Source organism: Streptomyces sp. NPDC042638 (genome assembly GCF_040647235.1).
Classification (GTDB): Bacteria; Actinomycetota; Actinomycetes; order Streptomycetales; family Streptomycetaceae; genus Streptomyces; species Streptomyces rameus.
Window position 1 is genome coordinate 1 of sequence record NZ_JBEZBT010000089.1, and the last position, 17,455, is coordinate 17,455.

The window sequence follows — 17,455 nt, forward strand, 5'->3', positions numbered from 1 at the left end:
TGGGCGTGGCCCTGGCTGCCGTAACCGATGACCGCGACCTTGCGGCCCTGGATGACGGTCAGGTCGGCGTCGGCGTCGTAGAACAGCTCGGCCATGGGTCAGATCTCCTTATGGTGGTGGGTAAGGGCGGGACGCGGGGGACTTCAGGCGCTCTGCGCGGAGCGGGTCGCGGCCGAGGTGATGCGCAGCGTGCGGGTCTCGCGGGCGCCGCGTTCCGTCAGCGAGCGGGACCCGCGGCCGATGGCGATCGCGCCGGACTGCACCAGCTCCTTGATGCCGAACTGCCCCAGCATCCGCAGCATCGCGTCGAGCTTGTCACCGGCGCCGGTGGCCTCCAGGGTCACCGCCTCGGGGGCCACGTCGACGGTGCGGGCCCGGAACAGCTCGGCTATCTGCAGGACCTGGGAGCGGGTGGTGTTGTCGGCGCGGACCTTCACCAGGACCAGCTCGCGCTGGACCGCGTCCGCCGCCTCCAGCTCGACGACCTTCAGGACGTTGACGAGCTTGTTGAGCTGCTTGGTGACCTGCTCCAGGGAGAGTTCGTCGTCGACGCGGACGACGATCGTGACGCGGGAGAGGTCGGGGTGCTCGGTGGTGCCCACGGCGAGCGAGTCGATGTTGAAGCCGCGCCGGGAGAACAGGGCGGCGATCCGGGCCAGGATGCCGGGCGTGTTCTCGACCAGGACGGAGAGCGTGTGCTGAGACATGTCGGAGGGTCCTCTCAGTCGTCCGTCGCGTCGCCGAAGTCGGGACGCACGCCACGGGCGGCCATGATGTCGTCGTTGGAAGTGCCGGCCGGGACCATCGGCCACACCATCGCGTCCTCGTGGACGATGAAGTCCACGACCACCGGACGGTCGGTGACCGAGTTGGCCTTGTCGATGACCGCGTCCAGCTCGTCCGGGGACTCGCAGCGCAGACCCACGCAGCCCATCGCCTCGGCGAGGAGGACGAAGTCCGGGACGCGCGTGCCCCGGTTGGCCGCGGAGCCCACGCCCCGGGTGGAGCCGGTCGCGGCGTTGGTCGCGCCGTCGTGCAGCACGGTGTTGGAGAACCGCGCCCCGTAGAAGAGGTTCTGCCACTGGCGGACCATGCCGAGGGCGCCGTTGTTGATGACGGCGACCTTGACCGGGATGTCGTTCAGGGCGCACGTGACCAGTTCCTGATTGGTCATCTGGAAGCAGCCGTCGCCGTCGATCGCCCACACCGTGCGGTCGGGCCGGCCGGCCCTGGCGCCCATCGCGGCCGGGACCGCGTAGCCCATGGTCCCGGCGCCCCCGGAGTTGAACCAGGTGCCGGGCTCGTCGTGCGGCAGGAACTGCGCCGCCCACATCTGGTGCTGGCCGACACCGGAGGTGAACAGGGTCCCCTCGGGGGCGAGCCGGCCGATGCGTTCGATGACCAGCTGCGGGGAGAGCGTGCCGTCGGCGGGCAGTTCGTAACCGCGGGGATAGGTCGCCCGCCAGCGGTTCAGGTCCCGCCACCAGGCGCTGTGGTCACCGGCCCCGCCCTCCTCCCGCACGGCGGTCACCAGCGCCTCGATCACCTCGCGGGCGTCGCCGACGATCGGCACGTCCGCGTACCGGTTCTTGGAGATCTCCGCCGGGTCGATGTCGGCGTGCACGACCTTGGCGTGCGGAGCGAAGCTGTCCAGCCTGCCGGTGACCCGGTCGTCGAAGCGGGCGCCGAGGGCGACGATCAGGTCCGCCTTCTGCAGGGCCGCCACGGCGGACACGTCACCGTGCATGCCGGGCATGCCCATGTGCTGCGGATGGCTGCCGGGGAAGGCGCCGAGAGCCATCAGCGTGGTGACCACGGGCACGCCGGTCAGTTCGGCGAGTTCGCGCAGCTCGGCGGTGGCCCCGGCCTTGAGGACGCCGCCGCCGACGTACAGGACGGGTCGTTCGGACGAGGTGATCAGCCGCGCCGCCTCGCGGACCTGCCGCGGGTGCGGGCGGGTCTTCGGGCGGTAGCCGCGCAGGTGCGCCGCCCCGGGACGGACGAAGGTGGTCCGCGCCTGGAGGGCGTCCTTGGTGATGTCGACCAGGACCGGTCCGGGGCGGCCGGTCGAGGCCAGGTGGAACGCCTCGGCGATGGTCCGCGGGATGTCCTCGGCGCGGGTGACCAGGAAGTTGTGTTTGGTGATCGGCATGGTGATGCCGACGATGTCCGCCTCCTGGAAGGCGTCCGTACCGATCGCCTTCGACGACACCTGGCCGGTGATCGCCACCAGCGGCACGGAGTCCATGTGGGCGTCGGCGATCGGTGTCACCAGGTTCGTCGCACCCGGCCCGGAGGTCGCGATGCAGACCCCGACCTTCCCGGTGGCCTGCGCGTATCCGGTGGCCGCGTGGCCGGCGCCCTGCTCGTGCCGCACCAGCACATGGCGGATCCGTGCCGAGTCCATCATCGGGTCGTACGCCGGGAGGATCGATCCGCCGGGAATCCCGAAGACGGTGTCCGCACCGACCTCCTCCAGGGCGCGGATCAGGGACTGGGCGCCGGTCACGGTCTCGTCGGCGGCGCGCATCCGTGGAAGGCGGGCCGCGGGGGCCTCTTGCACAGTGTGGGGCATGGTCGGTTCCCAAGGTTCGTAGGAGTGGGTGAGCGGTCTTGCCGGGGTGCACGGTCAGATCGGGGTCCCTCCCGTCAGGAGCCCGGACGGGGACGCGCGGACCAGCTCGGCGGCCTGCGGGCCGAAGAGGCGGGTGACGGTCGGGCCGGCGGCGGTGAGTTCGCCGCGCACCGCCACCGCCGCCGCGTAGCCCCGGTCCACCGGAACGTCCAGCAGGGTCCAGCCGGACGGCGGGTAGGGCCCTCCCGGTGCCCCGGAGCCGACGTAGTCGAGGGACGGATCGCGCCCCAGTCCGGTGCCGAGGCCCTTGAGGTAAGCCTCCTTGCGGGTCCACAGCCTCGCCAGCGCGCGGGGCCGCGACCGCGGTGCGACGGCGGACAGTTCCTCCTGCTCGGCCACGTGCAGCATCGAGGCCAGTTCGGCGGTGGCCGTCTGGTCCGACACCAGGTCCACGTCGACGCCGATCGGCGCCGCGGCCGTACCGACGAGGGCCAGGTCGCCCCGGTGGGACAGCGAGAAGAACAGGTCGTCGCGGCCCGTGCCGAGCACGGTGGGCCGGCCGTGCGGGCCGCCGCAGCAGGGGCAGGTGTCCCGGCCGAAGTGGATCTCCTCGGGGCGCAGCCGCAGATACGACCCGAGCAGCCGGCGCAGTGCGACGTGCGCGGCCGTGAACCGGACGCGGTCGGCCGCGTGCATGAGGGCGGCGGCGCGTCGGCGTTCCGTCGCGTCGAGCACCGCCTCGTCCAGGATGCCGGCGGCGACATCCGAGACCCTCAGGAGCCAGAGGTCGAGTGAGCCGGGGGGTGGCAGCTCACGGGCGACCCACGGCGGTGTTCCTTCCACGGGGTCTCTCCTGTTCCTACTCGAAGGAGCCGACCGGGCGTCATGACCCACCGGGCGCGGCGGGCAGGTCGTGCCTGCCGCGCAGGGGCCCGATCAGCAGTAACAGGGGGCTGACCGCGAGACCGGCGGTCAGCAGCCACAACGTCGGCCGCAGCCCGAGCGCCGTGCCGAGCACACCGCCGAGCAGGGAACCGAACGGGATGGCACCGAAGTTCGCCACCGAGATGCAGGCCGTGATGCGGCCGAGCAGCTGCGGCGGGCAGTACCGCTGGCGGAACGCGCCCTGGATCACATTGGCGAGCACCACACCGAGGGCGAGGAGCGCGCTGCCGGCCACGAGCGCGGCCAGCATCCAGCCCTTCCCCGCCATCGGGATCAGCAGGGCGAAGGGGGCGGTGGCGGCGGTGGCCACCAGCAGCCCGCGTGCGGTGCCCCAGCGGGCGGTCACCCGCCTGGCGCCGGCCGCGCCGAGGATCCCGCCGACGCTGCTGGAGGCCAGCAGCCAGCCGGTCGCGCCCTCCGGCACGTCGAGCTGGCGGATCATGAACACGGGCAGGATCGCCTGGTACGCCGTCAGGAGCAGGTTGGTGACGGTGCCGTAGGCGGTCAGCACACGCAGGTACGGGTCGCGCACGGTGTGCCGCAGGCCCTCGCCGATGTCCCGGCGCAGCGGCGTGCGCTCGCGGGAGGGCTCGGGCAGGGGCTCCCGGCTGCGGATGCCGAGCAGGCACAGCGCCGAGAAGACGAAGGTGCCGGCGTTGACCAGCAGGCCGGAGACCGCGCCGAAGCCCTGGGCGAGCAGACCGCCGCCGCCCAGGCCGGCCACCTGGGCGACCGACTCGCTGCCCTGCAGCTTGGCGTTGGCCTCCTGGAGCTGGTCCCGCTCCACGATGGACGGCACGTACACCTTGTACGAGATTCCGAAGAACACCGCGGCCAGGCCGTTGAGGAGCGCCACCACCAGCAGATGGGTCATGGTGAGCACGCCGAGCCACGCGGCCACCGGCACGCTCGCCAGGAGCAGCACCGAGGAGACGTTGCACACCAGCATCAGCGGGCGTCGCCGCATCCGGTCCACCCAGGCGCCGGCCGGCAGGCCGATCAGCAGCCAGGGCAGCCAGGGTGCGGCGGCCAGCACACTCACGCTGAGCGTGCTGGCGTTCAGGGTGACCACGGCGACCAGGGGCATGGCCACCGTGGTGATGTTGATGCCGGCCCGGTTGGTGGTCTCGCCGAGCCAGAGCAGACGGAAGTCGCGGTGGCGGGAGAGGGGGGAGCGGGGCCGGGCGGGGTTCGGTGCCGCGGCGGCGGTGACGGTCCCGCTCATGCCCGCACCGCCTTCCGCACGGCGTCGGTCAGCAGCCGCTCCGCGTCCGACCAGCGGTCGCGGCGGACGGCGCACTCGGCGCGGTGGGTGTCGAGCAGGCGGCGCAGCGGCGGAAGTCCGTCGGCCCCCGGGCCGCCTCCGTGGACGCAGGCGGCGACCACGCGGTCCGGGTCCAGGCCGCCGTCCAGGCCGGCGGTCTCCTCCAGCGACAGACCCGAGCCGAGCGCGGCCAGCACGGTCTCGCCGACCTTGTGGTGCGCGGCCCGGAACGGCATGCCGTCCGCGACCAGCCGTTCGGCGAGGTACGTCGCCGCGGTGAACCCCTCCCGGGCGCGCTCGGCCATGCGCTCGGGCCGCGGTTCGACCCCGGCCACGACCAGCCGCAGCAGCGTCACCACGTCGGTCGTGTCGCTCAGGCCCGGCCACAGATGGCGCATGGCCTCGGTGCCGACGGCGATGGCGTTGGTGTAGCCGGCGGTGGTCATCGCCGAGGCCGCGCCCACGAAGGCGCCGAGGGCCGCCCCGGCCCGGCCCTGGATGTGCTCCAGCAGGAACGGGTTGCGCTTCTGCGGCATCATCGAGCTGGAGCCGACCAGGGTGTCGGCGACCCGCAGCAGCGCCGTCTCCTCCGACGTCCACACACCGAGGTCGCGGGCGACCCGGGCGAGGGTGACGCCGAGCACGGCGGACGCGGAGAGCAGAGTCAGCGCGAAGTCCCGGGAGGCGACGGCGTCCACGGAGTTGGGGGCCGCCCCGGTGAACCCCAGGAGCCGGGCGGTGCGTTCGGGATCGACGGGGACCGAGGTGCCGCCGACGGCGCCGGCGCCGAGCGGATTGACGTCCAGCTGGCGTCCCGCGTCCAGCAGCTGGCCGTAGGCGCGCAGCACCGCGCCCGCGACGCCCGCGAGGTAGTGGCCGTAGGTGATCGGCACGGCGGGCTGGCCGTGGGTGTACGCCGGCATGGTGACGTCCGCGTACCGGTCGGCCTGGGCGAGGAGTACGGCGGCCAGCCGGTCCACCGCGTCCAGCAGGGTGAGGTAGGGGGTGCGGGCCTTCAACCGGGCGGTCGTGGCGTTCAGGTCGTTGCGGGAGCGGCCGGTGTGCAGGATGCCGCCGGTCTCGTCGCCCAGCCGCTCGATCAGATAGCCCTCGTACGCCAGGTACACCCCGCGCGGCATCGGGCGTCCGCGTACCGGCAGGAAGTCGGCGGCGCGCAGCTCCTCCACGGTCCGCAGCAGGGCGGCGGCCCGGCCGGGGTCCACGACCCCGCGTTCGGTGAGCATGACCAGGTGGGCGCGGTCCACCTGGCTGATGCGGCGCAGCTCGCCGCCCAGCGGGTCCGCCGCGTCCTCGGGCACGCGCTGGTCGTAGACGATGGCGTGCGCCTCGGGATCCAGCGCCGAGCTGAGCCGGCCGGTGTGGACGCCGTCACGTGCGGGGGCGGTGGTCATGTGAGGTCCTCGGGGGTGAGAAGCGGCCGGTGCCCCCGGCACCCGGAGGGGCGCGGGGAAGGGGTGCCGGGGTGGTGCCGGGCGGCGGTCGTGCCCTCGCGCGTCCGTGCGGCGGTCATGTCAGCGCCTCCTGCCGTTCCAGGGACGTGGGGGCGATCGCCGCCGTGAGGGCCGCCACCGCCCGGTCCGCGGCCCCGGCCGCTTCGGCCGGATGGTCCGCCACCGCGATGACATGGCCGAGCCGGCCGCGGAAGTCGGCGGCGGGGCCGACCGGTTCACCGGGCGCGCGGTACAGGACCGCCTCCACGACGCCCGGGACGGCACCGGCACGCGTGACGGCGCCGGAGAGGTCGGGGGCCAGGATGCCGTCGCGGTCGGTGGTCAGGAAACGGATCGAGGCGCGGCCGTACAGCGCGCGCTCGGGGTGCGCGACGCGGCCCAGCGCGGCCAGCACCTGGGCGCGCACCAGGTCGATCCCGCAGGCCCGCCGCACCAGTTCGGGGATCATGCCGCCGGCCAGTCGCGGATTGACCTCGATCACCTTGGCGACGGGACCGTCGAGCCGCAGCTCCACGTGGGCCGCGCCCCAGCCGAGGCCGAGCGCCGTCACGGCCCGCACGGCGGTCTGCCGCAGCTCGCGCTCCAGTCCGGCGGGGAGCGCCGCCGGCACGTCGTGGCCGACCTCGACGAAGGCGGGCAGCGGGCCGACGTGCTTGGCGACGGTCACCACCGCCTCGGTGCCGAACACCTCGACGGAGAACTCCGCCCCGGTCAGGTACTCCTCGACCAGGATCCGCGCGGGGACCGCCACTCCGCGCTCGTTCACGGTGGCCGCCAGCAGTGCGCGCGCGTGCCCGGCGACCTCGTCGAGGTCCGAGCACAGCCGTACGCCCAGACTGCCCGAGCCCTGCACCGGCTTGACCACCACGGGCAGCCGGGTCGCCGCCGCCGACACCGCGGCGTCCACCGTCGACACCACCGCGAAGCCCGGCACGCCCACCCCGGCGGCGGCGAGGATCCGCCGCTGCTCGGCCTTGTCCCGGCAGTCCCGCACCGCCTGCGCCGAGGGGCCGGGCAGGCCGAGGCGGGACGCCAGCGCGGCGGCGGCCGGGACGTAGTACTCGGAGCTGGTCAGCACGCCGGCGACCGGGGCCTCGCCGGCCAGCCGGGTGGCCGCCTGCCACAGCCGCTCCGGGTCGGAGGTGTCGACGACGACGGTCCGCAGCCCGTCCTCGGCCGCGTACGGATAGCGTCCCGGATCCTGGCTCAGCAGAACGGGCACGACGCCGAGTTCCGCCGCCCGGCGGGCGAACAGCCGCCCGGTGCCGGTCGTGTTGGACTCCACCAGGAGCAGCAGCCGCCCGTTCACGACGCCATCTCCGGCATCATCACGTCGTCGAAGCCGCGGCGCGCCCACAGCAGCCGGGACCAGACCGGCGGGGCGTCCAGGGGGTGGCCCACGGTGACGGGACCGCCGCCGGGAGCGGGCGCGGGGACGATGCCCTGCTCGCGCAGCCAGGCGTCGTTGTAGACGGTCGACTGGTAGCGGTAGCCCTCGTCGGGCAGCACCATCACCACCGTGCTGCCGGGGTTGCGCGCCGCCCACCAGGACGCCACCTGGAAGGACGCGCCGCTGGTCGGGCCCATGAACAGGCCGTGCCGGCGGTACAGCTCATGGGTCGCGTGGAAGGCCTCCGCGGCGGTCACCCAGTGCGCCTCGTCGTACGCCGAGTGCCGCACGTTGCCCGGGTGGATGCTGCTGCCCAGTCCGCGCAGGGTGCGCGGGCCGTCGGGGGTGCCGAAGATGATGCTGCCGTGGGTGTCGACGCCGACCAGGTGCAGCTGCGGGTTGCGGGGCCGCAGGGAGGCGGCGAGACCGCCCGTCGAGCCGCCCGAGCCGACCGGCCCCACCAGGCAGTCGACGGCGCCGACGGTGCCGTCGACCAGGTCGGCGACGACGCCGTAGGCTCCCGGGTTGTCGGGGTTGTCGTACTGGCCGGGGACGAACGCGTCGGGCCGCTGCCGGCACAGCTCGGCCACCCGGGCCAGCCGGGCGCCCTGGATGCCGCCGGGCTGGCCGGTGTGCTCGACGATCTCCACCGTCGTGCCGAGCATCTCCAGCCGGGTGCGCAGTTCCTGGTCGATGGCGCGGTCGCCGACGATGGTCAGCGGGTAGCCGCGCAGCCCGCACACCATGGCCAGGCCCAGCGCGAAGGTGCCGGAGGAGGTCTCGATGACCGGGGTGCCCGGGGTGAGCACCCCGGCGGCCTCGGCCCGGTCGATGATGTAGCGGGCGGGCAGCAGCTTCATCAGGCTGAAGGCGGCCGCGTAGAGGTTGTCGGCCACCTTGATGATCCGTGGCAGCTCGGTGGCCTCCACGATCGAGGAGTGCGCCTTGGGAAGGGTCGTCGTCATGTCAGTCACCCGTTGTGTAGTTCCACTGCTCATCGATACCGGTGCTCCGCAGGAGGTCCTGCGCCAGTGCGGTGCGCGTCTCGACGTCGGGATCGTCCCGGTCGAAGAGGAGCCCCGCGATGTCCCCGCTGTGGGCCACCTGCACGCCCACGGCGCCCGAGGTGCGCGCGATGTCCCGGATCCGGTCGAAGCCGGGGACCGGCAGGTGCCGCTGGTTGATCTCCGCGCTCGCCGTGGCCACCGAGCCGAGCAGAGCGACGTCCTTCATGTGGATGGCGTCGCGCAGCATGTCCCGCAGTGCGGCGAACCGTTCGATCTCGGCCCCGTCGTAGCGGGCCGGCGGGAGGGCCAGCGTGTCGACGCCCTTGCCGCGGTTGGAGGGGCGTGAGCCGAAGCCGAGGACGCGCAGAGCCGGCATCCGGTAGCCGAAGTCCTCGATGACACTGCCTTGGCGCTGCGCGAACAGCACGGTGGAGTCCTCGAACATCAGCGAGTCGGAGGCGGTCTCCGCGCGCACCGCGAGCCGGGCCACCTCACGCGGCGGCAGCGGATCGGCGAACGCGTCCTTCACGGCCCAGATGGCCGACAGCACATCGCTGGTGGAAGAACCGAAGCCCCGGCACAGCGGCACGTCCCCGGTCACTTCCAGATGGCCGCCGACCGGCCCCGCGCTCGCCGGGACCACCGTCCGCACGGCCAGTTCGGCCGCCCGTCGCGCCTTGCCCTTCCAGTCCGGCGAGACGGTGACCCCGGTGCCGGGTGCCGGGGTGAAGGTCGCCCGGGTGGTGTGAATGGTGCAGGGCAGCGTCACCAGTCCGCGCACGAGCCCGGCGCGGCCGGTGAAGACACCCTGCAGAATCTCGCCGTGATGGACGGGGGCCGAAGCTGCCCCGACACGCCAGTCGGAATGATCCACCATGTCCTTGACCTTCTGTTGCCGGTGAAGCCGTGACCTGCGGACACCCTCACGCTACGGAGGCCGGAACCCGCCTTCCGGCGGCAAGGGCGGCAGGTTGTGGGCGGTTGGCGGTGAGCCGCGGCCCGTGCTCCGGGCATGCGAAAGCGCCCGGACCCACCGTGTCGGCGGGTCCGGGCACTTCGTGCCGGTGCATCGGTCTTACCCGAGGGCGGCCGAACGCTCAGCGGCGTACCCCCCGCAGCTGCTCGCCCAGCACCTTGCCGATCTCCCGCAGCGGCTCGGCGCCGGTCATCTCCCAGTGCTCGCAGTCGATGTCGTACTCCTCGATGTGGCCGAGAACGTACGGTGCCCAGGACTCGGCGCCGGTGGCCGCGGCCGGCGTACGGCCGGCGTTGAAGAACACCGCGCCGCCGCCGAACCGCAGCTCGGGCACGTACCGGTAGCGCATGTGCAGGTGCGCGGCCGTGGCCTCGACGACCGCGGCTGCCTGGGCCGGGTCGAGGGCGCCCAGGATCGGGTCCGTACGCCGCAGCACCTCGGCGAGTTCGGCCGGGTCGGGTGCCGAGCCGGCGCAGCTCACGTCGAGTTCGGCGGCCCGGGTGCCGAGGAACGCGGTGAGGACCTCGCGCCCGTCGACGGCCGGGGCGGTGAAGCCGTCGGGCAGCGGATAGGCGTCCAGCAGTGCGAGCAGGGCCACTTCCTCGCCGAGCGCCTCCAGGCGGGCCGCGACCGCGTGCGCCACGAGTCCGCCGAAGGACCAGCCGAGCAGGTGGTACGGCCCGTGCGGCTGGACCGAGCGGATCTCGGCCACATACGTGTCGGCCATCTCCGCCATGCTCCCGGGCCGCAGCGCCGGATCGGTCAGCTCCCGGGCCTGCAAGCCGATCAGCGGCCGGTCCCCGAGGTGCTTGAGCAGTCCGGCGTAGCACCAGCTCATCCCGGAGACCGGGTGGACGCAGAACAGCGGCGGCTCGTCCGAACCGGAGGCGGCCCGGATCGGCAGCACCGTCTCCAGCGGGTCCCCGCCCGCGTTCTCGGCGATGTGCTCGGCGAGCAGGGCGGGCGTCGGGTGCTGGAACAGGTCCCGGATGGTGACCGGGGTGTCCCACACCGCGCGGATCCGGCCGATGAGCCGGGTGGCGAGCAGGGAGTGGCCGCCGAGGTGGAAGAAGTGGTCGTCGATGCTGACCGAGGGGACGCCGAGCACGGCCGTGTACAGGCCGCACAGGATCTCCTCGGCGGGCGTGCGCGGTGCCCGCCCGCCGGTGGCCTCCGTCCGCGGCGGCTCGGGCAGGGCACGCCGGTCCAGCTTGCCGTTCACGGTGAGCGGCAGGGCGTCGAGGGCGACGACGGCGGCGGGCACCATGTACTCGGGCAGGGCGCCGGCCGCGTGCCGGCGCAGCTCGGCCGGGTCCACCGCCTTCCCCTTCGCCTCGGCCACCACATACGCCACCAGCCGCTTGTCGCCCGGCCGGTCCTCCCGGACCAGCACGGCGGCCTGGGCGACCGACGGGTGCCGCAGCAGCGCCGACTCGATCTCGCCGGGCTCGATGCGGAACCCGCGCAGTTTGATCTGCTGGTCGGCCCGCCCCAGGTACTCCAGCGCACCGTCCTGGCTCCAGCGGGCCAGGTCCCCGGTGCGGTACATCCGTGAGCCGGCCACTCCGTGCGGGTCGGCCACGAACCGCTCGGCGCTCAGGACCGGCTGGCCGATGTAGCCGTGGGCCAGGCCGTGCCCCGCGACGTACAGCTCCCCGGGCACGCCCGGCGGCAGCAGCCGCAGGTTCTCGTCGAGGACGTAGGCGTGCTTGCCGGCGACGGGCCGGCCGATGGGGATGGCGGGCGCGGGCGCGGTGATGGTGTGGGCGGTGGTGAAGCCCATGCTCTCCGCCGGGCCGTAGCCGTTGACCAGGTGCAGATGGGGGTGGTCGGCCAGGGCCTTGGCGGTGTGCGCGGGCGAGGCCGCCTCGCCGGCCGTCATCGCCTCCCGCACCCGGGAGAAGACGGCCGGGTGTTCGTCGAGCATGTGGTTGAACAGGCTCGCCGACATCTGCAGCGTGGTGATGTGGTGCCGCTCCACCAGCTCCGCGATCCGGTGCGGGTCGGTGTGCTGGCCGGGCTGCAGCACGCACACCCCGCCGTGCAGCAACGGCCCGAACACCTCCAGCGCGAACGCGTCCCACGACACCGGGGAGCTCTGCAGATAGGTCTGCTCGGGGCCGAAGTGGAGGTAGTCCGGCCCGATGAAGGTGGCCGCCAGCGCCCGGTGGGACGCGGCGACTCCCTTGGGCACCCCGGTCGAGCCCGAGGTGAACATGACGCACGCGGTGGCCTCCGGGTGCCCGCCGGTCTGCACGGCCGTGCCCGGCAGGGCGCTGACCGCGGGGGCGTCCACGGTCAGATCGATCAGCGGGGCCTCGGTGGGCAGGGCGGCCAGGTGGCTCTGGCTGACCAGGGCGGACGGCCGCGTCTGGGCCAGTACGGTGGTGAGCCGCTCGGCGGGGAACTGCGGGTCCAGCACGGTGTATCCGGCGCCGGCCTTCAGCACCGCGAGGATCGTGGCGATCAGGTGCGGGGAGCGTTCCAGGTGCAGGGCGACCAGGCTGCCCGGGGTGACTCCGCGCGCGGTGAGGTGCCGGGCCAGCCGGTTGGACCACACGTCCAGTTCGGCGTAGGTCAGCCGCTGCTCCTCGTACACCAGCGCGAGGGAGTCCGGGGTGCGGGCCGCCTGCCCGGTGAACAGCCCGTCGAGCCCGAGGGCCGGGGCGGGCGTGGGCGCGCCGCTCCACCGGAGCACCCGCTCGCGCTCGCCCCCGGACAGCAGCTCCAGCGCGGTCACCGGCAGTTCGGGGGAGGCGACGGCGGCTTCCAGCAGCCGCAGGAGCCGGTCGGCGGTCGCCTCGATCGTGCTCGCGTCGTACAGGTCGGTGGCGTACTCGACGGTGATGTCCAGGCCGCCCGGCTCGCCCGCCGCGTCCCGGTGCTCGGCGAACGCGAAGGTCAGGTCGAACTTCGCGACCGAGGCCGACGGGAACAGGAACTCTCCTTCGAGACCGCCGAGCCGGGGCGTTTCGGTGGCGGAGTCGCCGACGGTGAGCATGACCTGGAAGAGGGAGTGCCGGGCGGTGGTGCGCTCGGGGTTGAGGACCTCCACCAGCCGGTCGAAGGGCAGGTCCTGGTGGGCCCAGGCGGCCAGGTCGGTCTCCCGGACCCGGGTCAGCAGCTCCCGGAAGCTGGGGTCGCCGCCGAGGTCGGTGCGCAGGACCAGGGTGTTGACGAAGAAGCCGACGAGGTCGTCCAGCTTCTGGTCGCCGCGGCCGGCCACCGGGGAACCGAGCGGGATGTCGTGGCCCGCGCCGGAGCGGGAGAGCAGCGTCGCCACGGCGGCCTGGGCGACCATGAACAGGGTCGCGCCGGTGTCCTGGGCCAGGGCGGTGAGCGCCTGGTGGAGCCGGGCGCCGCCGTGCACGGTGTGCGTGGTGCCCCGGTTGGAGGGCGTCGCCGGGCGGGGCCGGTCGGTGGGGAGGGTGGCCTCCTCCGGCAGCTCGGCCAACGCCTCCTTCCAGTAACCGAGCTGGCGGTCCTCGTCCTCGTCGACGAGCCGCTGCTGCCACAGCGCGTAGTCGGCGTACTGGACCGGCAGCGGCTCCCAGCCGGGTGCCTGCCCCTGGGCGCGGGCCGCGTAGGCGGCGGCCAGGTCACGGAAGAGGGGACCGTTGGACCAGCCGTCGGAGGCGATGTGGTGGATCACCAGCGAGAGGACGTGCGCCTGCGCGCCGAGCCGGAACAGCCGCACGCCGAAGGGGAGTTCGGCGGCCAGGTCGAAGGTGCGCGAGGCCTCGGCGTGCAGCAGCCCCGGCAGGTCTCCCTCGGTGGTGTCGGTGAGCGGCAGTTCCACCGGCCCGGACGGCAGGACGTGCTGGTGGGGGCTGTTCTCATGGACCGGGTAGACGGTCCGCAGGCTCTCGTGCCGGGTCACCAGGTCGGTGAGCGCCAGGCGCAGGGCCTCCCGGTCCAGCTCGCCGGTCAGCCGCAGCGCCATCGGGATGTTGTACGTCGCCGAGGGGCCCTCCATCTGGTCCAGGAACCACAGCCGTTGCTGGGCCGAGGACAGCGGCACCCGCTCCGGGCGCTCCTGCGGTGCGAGGGCCGGCCGCCGTGTGTCACCCCCGGCAGCGGTGATCCGCTCGGCGAGCAGGGCGACCGTCGGGTACTGGAACAGGTCCCGGATGGTGATCTCGGCGTCCCACACGGCACGGATCCGGCTGATGAGCCGGGTGGCGAGCAGCGAGTGGCCGCCCCGGCGGAAGAAGTGGTCGTCGATGGTGGCCGACGGCAGCCCGAGCACGGCCGCGAACAGCCCGCACAGCACCTCCTCGGCGAGGGTACGGGGAGCCCGCCCCCCGCTGTCCGCGCGCTGCCTGGGCGCGGGCAGCGCCCGCCGGTCGATCTTGCCGTTGGTGGTCAGCGGCAGCGCGTCGAGGACCACGAACGCCGACGGGACCATGTACTCCGGCAGGGCAGCGGAGACCTCCCGCTGCACGTCCTCCCGGTCCAGCGGTACGTCCTGCGCGGCGACCAGGTAGGCGACGAGCCGCTTGTCGCCGGGCCGGTCCTCGCGGACGATCACCGTGGCCTGCGCGACGGCAGGGTGCGCGGTCAGCGCGGTCTCGATCTCCCCCGGTTCGATCCGGAAGCCGCGCAGCTTGACCTGCTGGTCGGCCCGGCCGAGGTACTCCAGGGAGCCTTCGTGGTTCCAGCGGACCAGGTCGCCGGTGCGGTACATGCGCTCGCCACGGGGGCCGTAGGGGTCGGCGACGAACCGTTCCGCCGTCATCCCGGGGCGGTTGAGGTAGCCCTGGGCGAGTCCCGCGCCCGCGATGTACAGCTCACCCGGGGTGCCGGGCGGCACCAGCCGCAGCGCCGGGTCCAGGACGTAGAGGCGGTGGTTGTCGAGTGCCTCGCCGATCGGGACGGTGCCCGGGTAGTCGAAGGGACGGCGGATCCGGTGGGTGGCGGCGAAGGTGGTGGTCTCGGTCGGGCCGTAGCCGTTGACGACGGTCGTGTCCGGGCAGTGCTCGTGGATACGGCGTACCGCCTCGGGCGGTACGACGTCACCGCCCGCCCACACCTCCCGGACCCCGGCGAAGGCGTCGGGCGCCTCCTCGGCCATCACCCGGAACAGCCCCGCGGTCAGCCACATGCTCGTGATGCCGTGGGTGTCGATCAGCCGCCGGTAACCCGCCGGGTCGAGGTGGCCGGGCGGTGCGACGACGAGGGTGCCGCCGTTCAGCCACGGCACCCAGATCTCGTACGTCGACGCGTCGAACGCGGCCGGCGAGTGGAACAGCACCCGGCGGTGCCGGCCCCCCTGGTACCTGCTCTGGGCGGCCAGGTCGGCGACGTTGCGGTGGGTGACGGCGACACCCTTCGGGACGCCGGTCGAGCCCGAGGTGAACATCGCGTACACCGGCTCGTCCGGGTGCACGGCCGGCACCGGCGCGGAGGCGGGCAGGCCCGCCGGGACCGAGGTGCCGTCCAGGACGACGACCCGGGCCGAGGTGGCGGCGGCCACCGGGTGATCGGCCAGGGCCTCGTCGGTGAGGAGCACCGGGGCCCCGGTGTCGGCGAGGATCTGCGTCAGACGGGTGTCCGGGTCGGTGGTGTTCAGCGGCGCGTAGACCGCGCCCGCCTTCACCACCGCCAGCAGCGCGGTGAGCAGCCCGGCCGACCGCTCCATCAGGACGGCGACCACGTCACCGCGCCGGATGCCCAGGTCGATCAGGTGGTGGGCGAGCTGGTTGGTCAGCTCGTCCAGCTCGCGGTAGCTGAAGTCCTGGTACTCGTCGACCATCGCGACCGCGTCCGGGGTGCGGGCGGCCTGCGCGGCGAACAGCTCGGCCAGGCTCGCGTCCGGGGTGCCGGTGACCGGGCCCGCCCACTCCTCGAGCAGCTGCCGGCGCTCGTGCTCGCCGAGCAGGTCGAGGACGGACAGCGGGGTGTCGGGCGAGGTCAGCACCGACTCCAGCAGCCGCCGCAGCCGGGCCATGAGGGCGTCGATCGTACGGGCCTCGTACAGGTCGGTGGCGTACTCGATGGTGATGTCCAGGCCGTGGGGACGCCCGTCCCGGCCGCGGTGCTCGGCGAATCCGAAGGTCAGGTCGAACTTGGCGATCTGCAGCTCGTTGTACTCGGTCCGGGCGTCCAGACCGGGGAACCCGACCGTGTCCGAACCGGCCTCGCCCAGGGTCAGCATCACCTGGAACAGGGGGTGCCGGGACGCGGAACGCTCCGGGTTGAGCACCTCCACCAGCCGGTCGAAGGGCAGGTCCTGGTGGTTCCACGCGGCCAGGTCGGTCCTGCGCACCCGGTCGAGCAGCTCCCGGAAGCTCGGGTCGCCGCTCAGGTCGGTCCGCAGCACCAGGGTGTTGACGAAGAAGCCGACCAGACCGTCCAGCGCCTCGTCGATCCGCCCGGAGACCGGTGAGCCGAGCGGGATGTCGGGTCCGGCCCCGGAGCGGGACAGCACGGTCGCGACCGCCGCCTGCACCGCCATGAACAGCGTGGCCCCCGACTCCCGCGCCAGGTGGGTGAGTCCGGTGTGCAGGTCGGCCGGCAGGCGGTCGGTGCACAGGCCGCCGCGGTAGGAGGCGGCGGCCGGGCGGGGCCGGTCGGCCGGGAGCGTGGCCTCCTCGGGAAGACCGGCCAGCGCCTCGTGCCAGAAGGCGAGTTGCTTCGAGCCGGTGCTCTCCGGGTCGTCGGCCTCGCCGAGCAGCTCCTGCTGCCACAGCGTGTAGTCGGCGTACTGCACCGGCAGCGGCTCCCAGCCGGGTGCCAGCCCCTGGGCGCGTGCCCCGTAGGCGGCGGCCAGGTCGGCGAGCAGCGGGGCGGTCGAACCGCCGTCGCTGACGATGTGGTGCATCACCACCAGCAGGACGTGTTCCCGCGCGCCGAGCGTGATCAGCCGGGCCCGTATCGGCAGGTCCACGGCGAGATGGAAGACCTGGGCGGACTGCTCGGCCATGACGGCCGCCAGCGTCTCACCGGTCGCCGGCACCACCGGCAGCTCGAACTCCACCTCCTCCTCGTCGAGGATGTGCTGGTACGGCGTTCCGTTCCGGTCCGGGAAGAGCGTGCGCAGGCTCTCGTGGCGGCCGATCACATCGGTGATCGCCGACTTCAGCGCCCCCCGGTCGAGTTCGCCGGTCAGCCGGACGGCCAGCGGGATGTTGTAGGTCGTCGAGGGGCCCTCCATCTGCGCGATGAACCACAGACGTTGCTGGGCGAAGGACAAGGGGATCACTTGGTCGCTCCCATCCGGCGCATCGGCCGCAGTTTGGGCCTTGCGGCCTCGGCGCCGTCGAGCTTCTCGACGAGCGTTGCCACGATCGGGTTTTCGAAGAGGGTCGCCACGGAGACCTCGACCCCCAGCACGGTGCGGATCCGGCCCACGAGCCGGGTGGCGAGCAGGGAGTGGCCGCCGAGGTGGAAGAAGTGGTCGTCGACGGTGACGGAGGGCAGGCCGAGGACCTCGGCGAAGAGCCCGCACAGCACCTCTTCCCTGGGCGTGCGCGGCGCGCGCCCGGGGGCGGCGTCCTCGGCGACCGCCGGTGCGGGCAGGGCCTTGCGGTCCACCTTGCCGTTGCCGGTCAGCGGGATCGCGTCCATCGGCACCAGCGCCGACGGCACCATGTACTCCGGCAGCAGCCCCGCCGTCCGCCGCTTCACGTCCTCGACGTCGAGAGCCGCGCCGTCCTGGGCCGTGAGGTAGGCGACGAGGCGTTTGTCGCCGGGCCGGTCCTCGCGGACGGTGACGACGGCCTGGCCGACGGCCGGGTGTCCGGCCAGCACGGTCTCGATCTCGCCGATCTCGATGCGGAAGCCGCGGAGTTTGATCTGCTGGTCGGCTCGGCCGAGGTATTCGA

At 73.5% G+C, this 17,455-nt stretch carries 12 protein-coding genes; all 12 read right to left on the bottom strand.

Features of this window, described 5'->3' with window-relative positions:
* Positions 1-95, bottom strand: a 95-nt coding sequence (locus tag AB0B40_RS36165) for a hypothetical protein (protein ID WP_362267834.1), incomplete at its 3' end; no start/stop codon positions are given.
* A 48-nt stretch (positions 96-143) separates the two neighbouring features.
* A complete protein-coding gene (gene ilvN, locus AB0B40_RS36170) occupies positions 144-707 on the bottom strand; it encodes an acetolactate synthase small subunit (RefSeq protein WP_345057580.1) in 564 nt (187 codons plus the stop codon).
* A 14-nt stretch (positions 708-721) separates the two neighbouring features.
* Positions 722-2,575, bottom strand: a complete 1,854-nt coding sequence (locus AB0B40_RS36175; protein ID WP_345057582.1) for an acetolactate synthase large subunit — start codon at positions 2,573-2,575, stop codon at positions 722-724.
* A 54-nt stretch (positions 2,576-2,629) separates the two neighbouring features.
* Positions 2,630-3,418 carry a 4'-phosphopantetheinyl transferase superfamily protein gene (locus tag AB0B40_RS36180; protein ID WP_345057584.1) on the bottom strand — a complete coding sequence of 263 codons (789 nt, stop codon included), beginning with the start codon at positions 3,416-3,418 and terminating at the stop codon, positions 2,630-2,632.
* Between the two features lie 40 nt (positions 3,419-3,458).
* Complete coding sequence (locus AB0B40_RS36185; RefSeq protein ID WP_345057585.1) at positions 3,459-4,745, bottom strand: MFS transporter; 1,287 nt, start codon at positions 4,743-4,745, stop codon at positions 3,459-3,461.
* Entirely contained in the window at positions 4,742-6,196 is a 1,455-nt protein-coding gene (gene argH / locus AB0B40_RS36190; protein WP_345057587.1) for an argininosuccinate lyase, read from the bottom strand. The genes AB0B40_RS36185 and argH overlap by 4 nt, the downstream gene beginning before the upstream one ends.
* On the bottom strand, positions 6,193-6,315 hold the full coding sequence (locus AB0B40_RS36195; protein ID WP_345057589.1) for a hypothetical protein: 123 nt from the start codon (positions 6,313-6,315) through the stop codon (positions 6,193-6,195). The genes argH and AB0B40_RS36195 overlap by 4 nt, the downstream gene beginning before the upstream one ends.
* Positions 6,312-7,565, bottom strand: a complete 1,254-nt coding sequence (locus AB0B40_RS36200; RefSeq protein ID WP_345057591.1) for an ATP-grasp domain-containing protein — start codon at positions 7,563-7,565, stop codon at positions 6,312-6,314. Before AB0B40_RS36200 ends, AB0B40_RS36195 begins: the two co-directional genes overlap by 4 nt.
* A complete protein-coding gene (locus tag AB0B40_RS36205; RefSeq protein ID WP_345057593.1) occupies positions 7,562-8,611 on the bottom strand; it encodes a cysteine synthase family protein in 1,050 nt (349 codons plus the stop codon). The genes AB0B40_RS36200 and AB0B40_RS36205 overlap by 4 nt, the downstream gene beginning before the upstream one ends.
* Position 8,612: 1 nt before the next feature.
* The gene (locus AB0B40_RS36210; RefSeq protein WP_345057595.1) at positions 8,613-9,530 is read right to left on the bottom strand and encodes a kinase; all 918 of its coding nucleotides are present in this window, start codon (positions 9,528-9,530) and stop codon (positions 8,613-8,615) included.
* 220 nt (positions 9,531-9,750) lie between these two features.
* The gene (locus AB0B40_RS36215) at positions 9,751-16,833 is read right to left on the bottom strand and encodes an amino acid adenylation domain-containing protein (RefSeq protein ID WP_362267829.1); all 7,083 of its coding nucleotides are present in this window, start codon (positions 16,831-16,833) and stop codon (positions 9,751-9,753) included.
* Positions 16,830-17,455, bottom strand: a 626-nt coding sequence (locus tag AB0B40_RS36220) for a phosphopantetheine-binding protein (RefSeq protein WP_362267831.1), incomplete at its 5' end; no start/stop codon positions are given. The genes AB0B40_RS36215 and AB0B40_RS36220, both read right to left, overlap by 4 nt.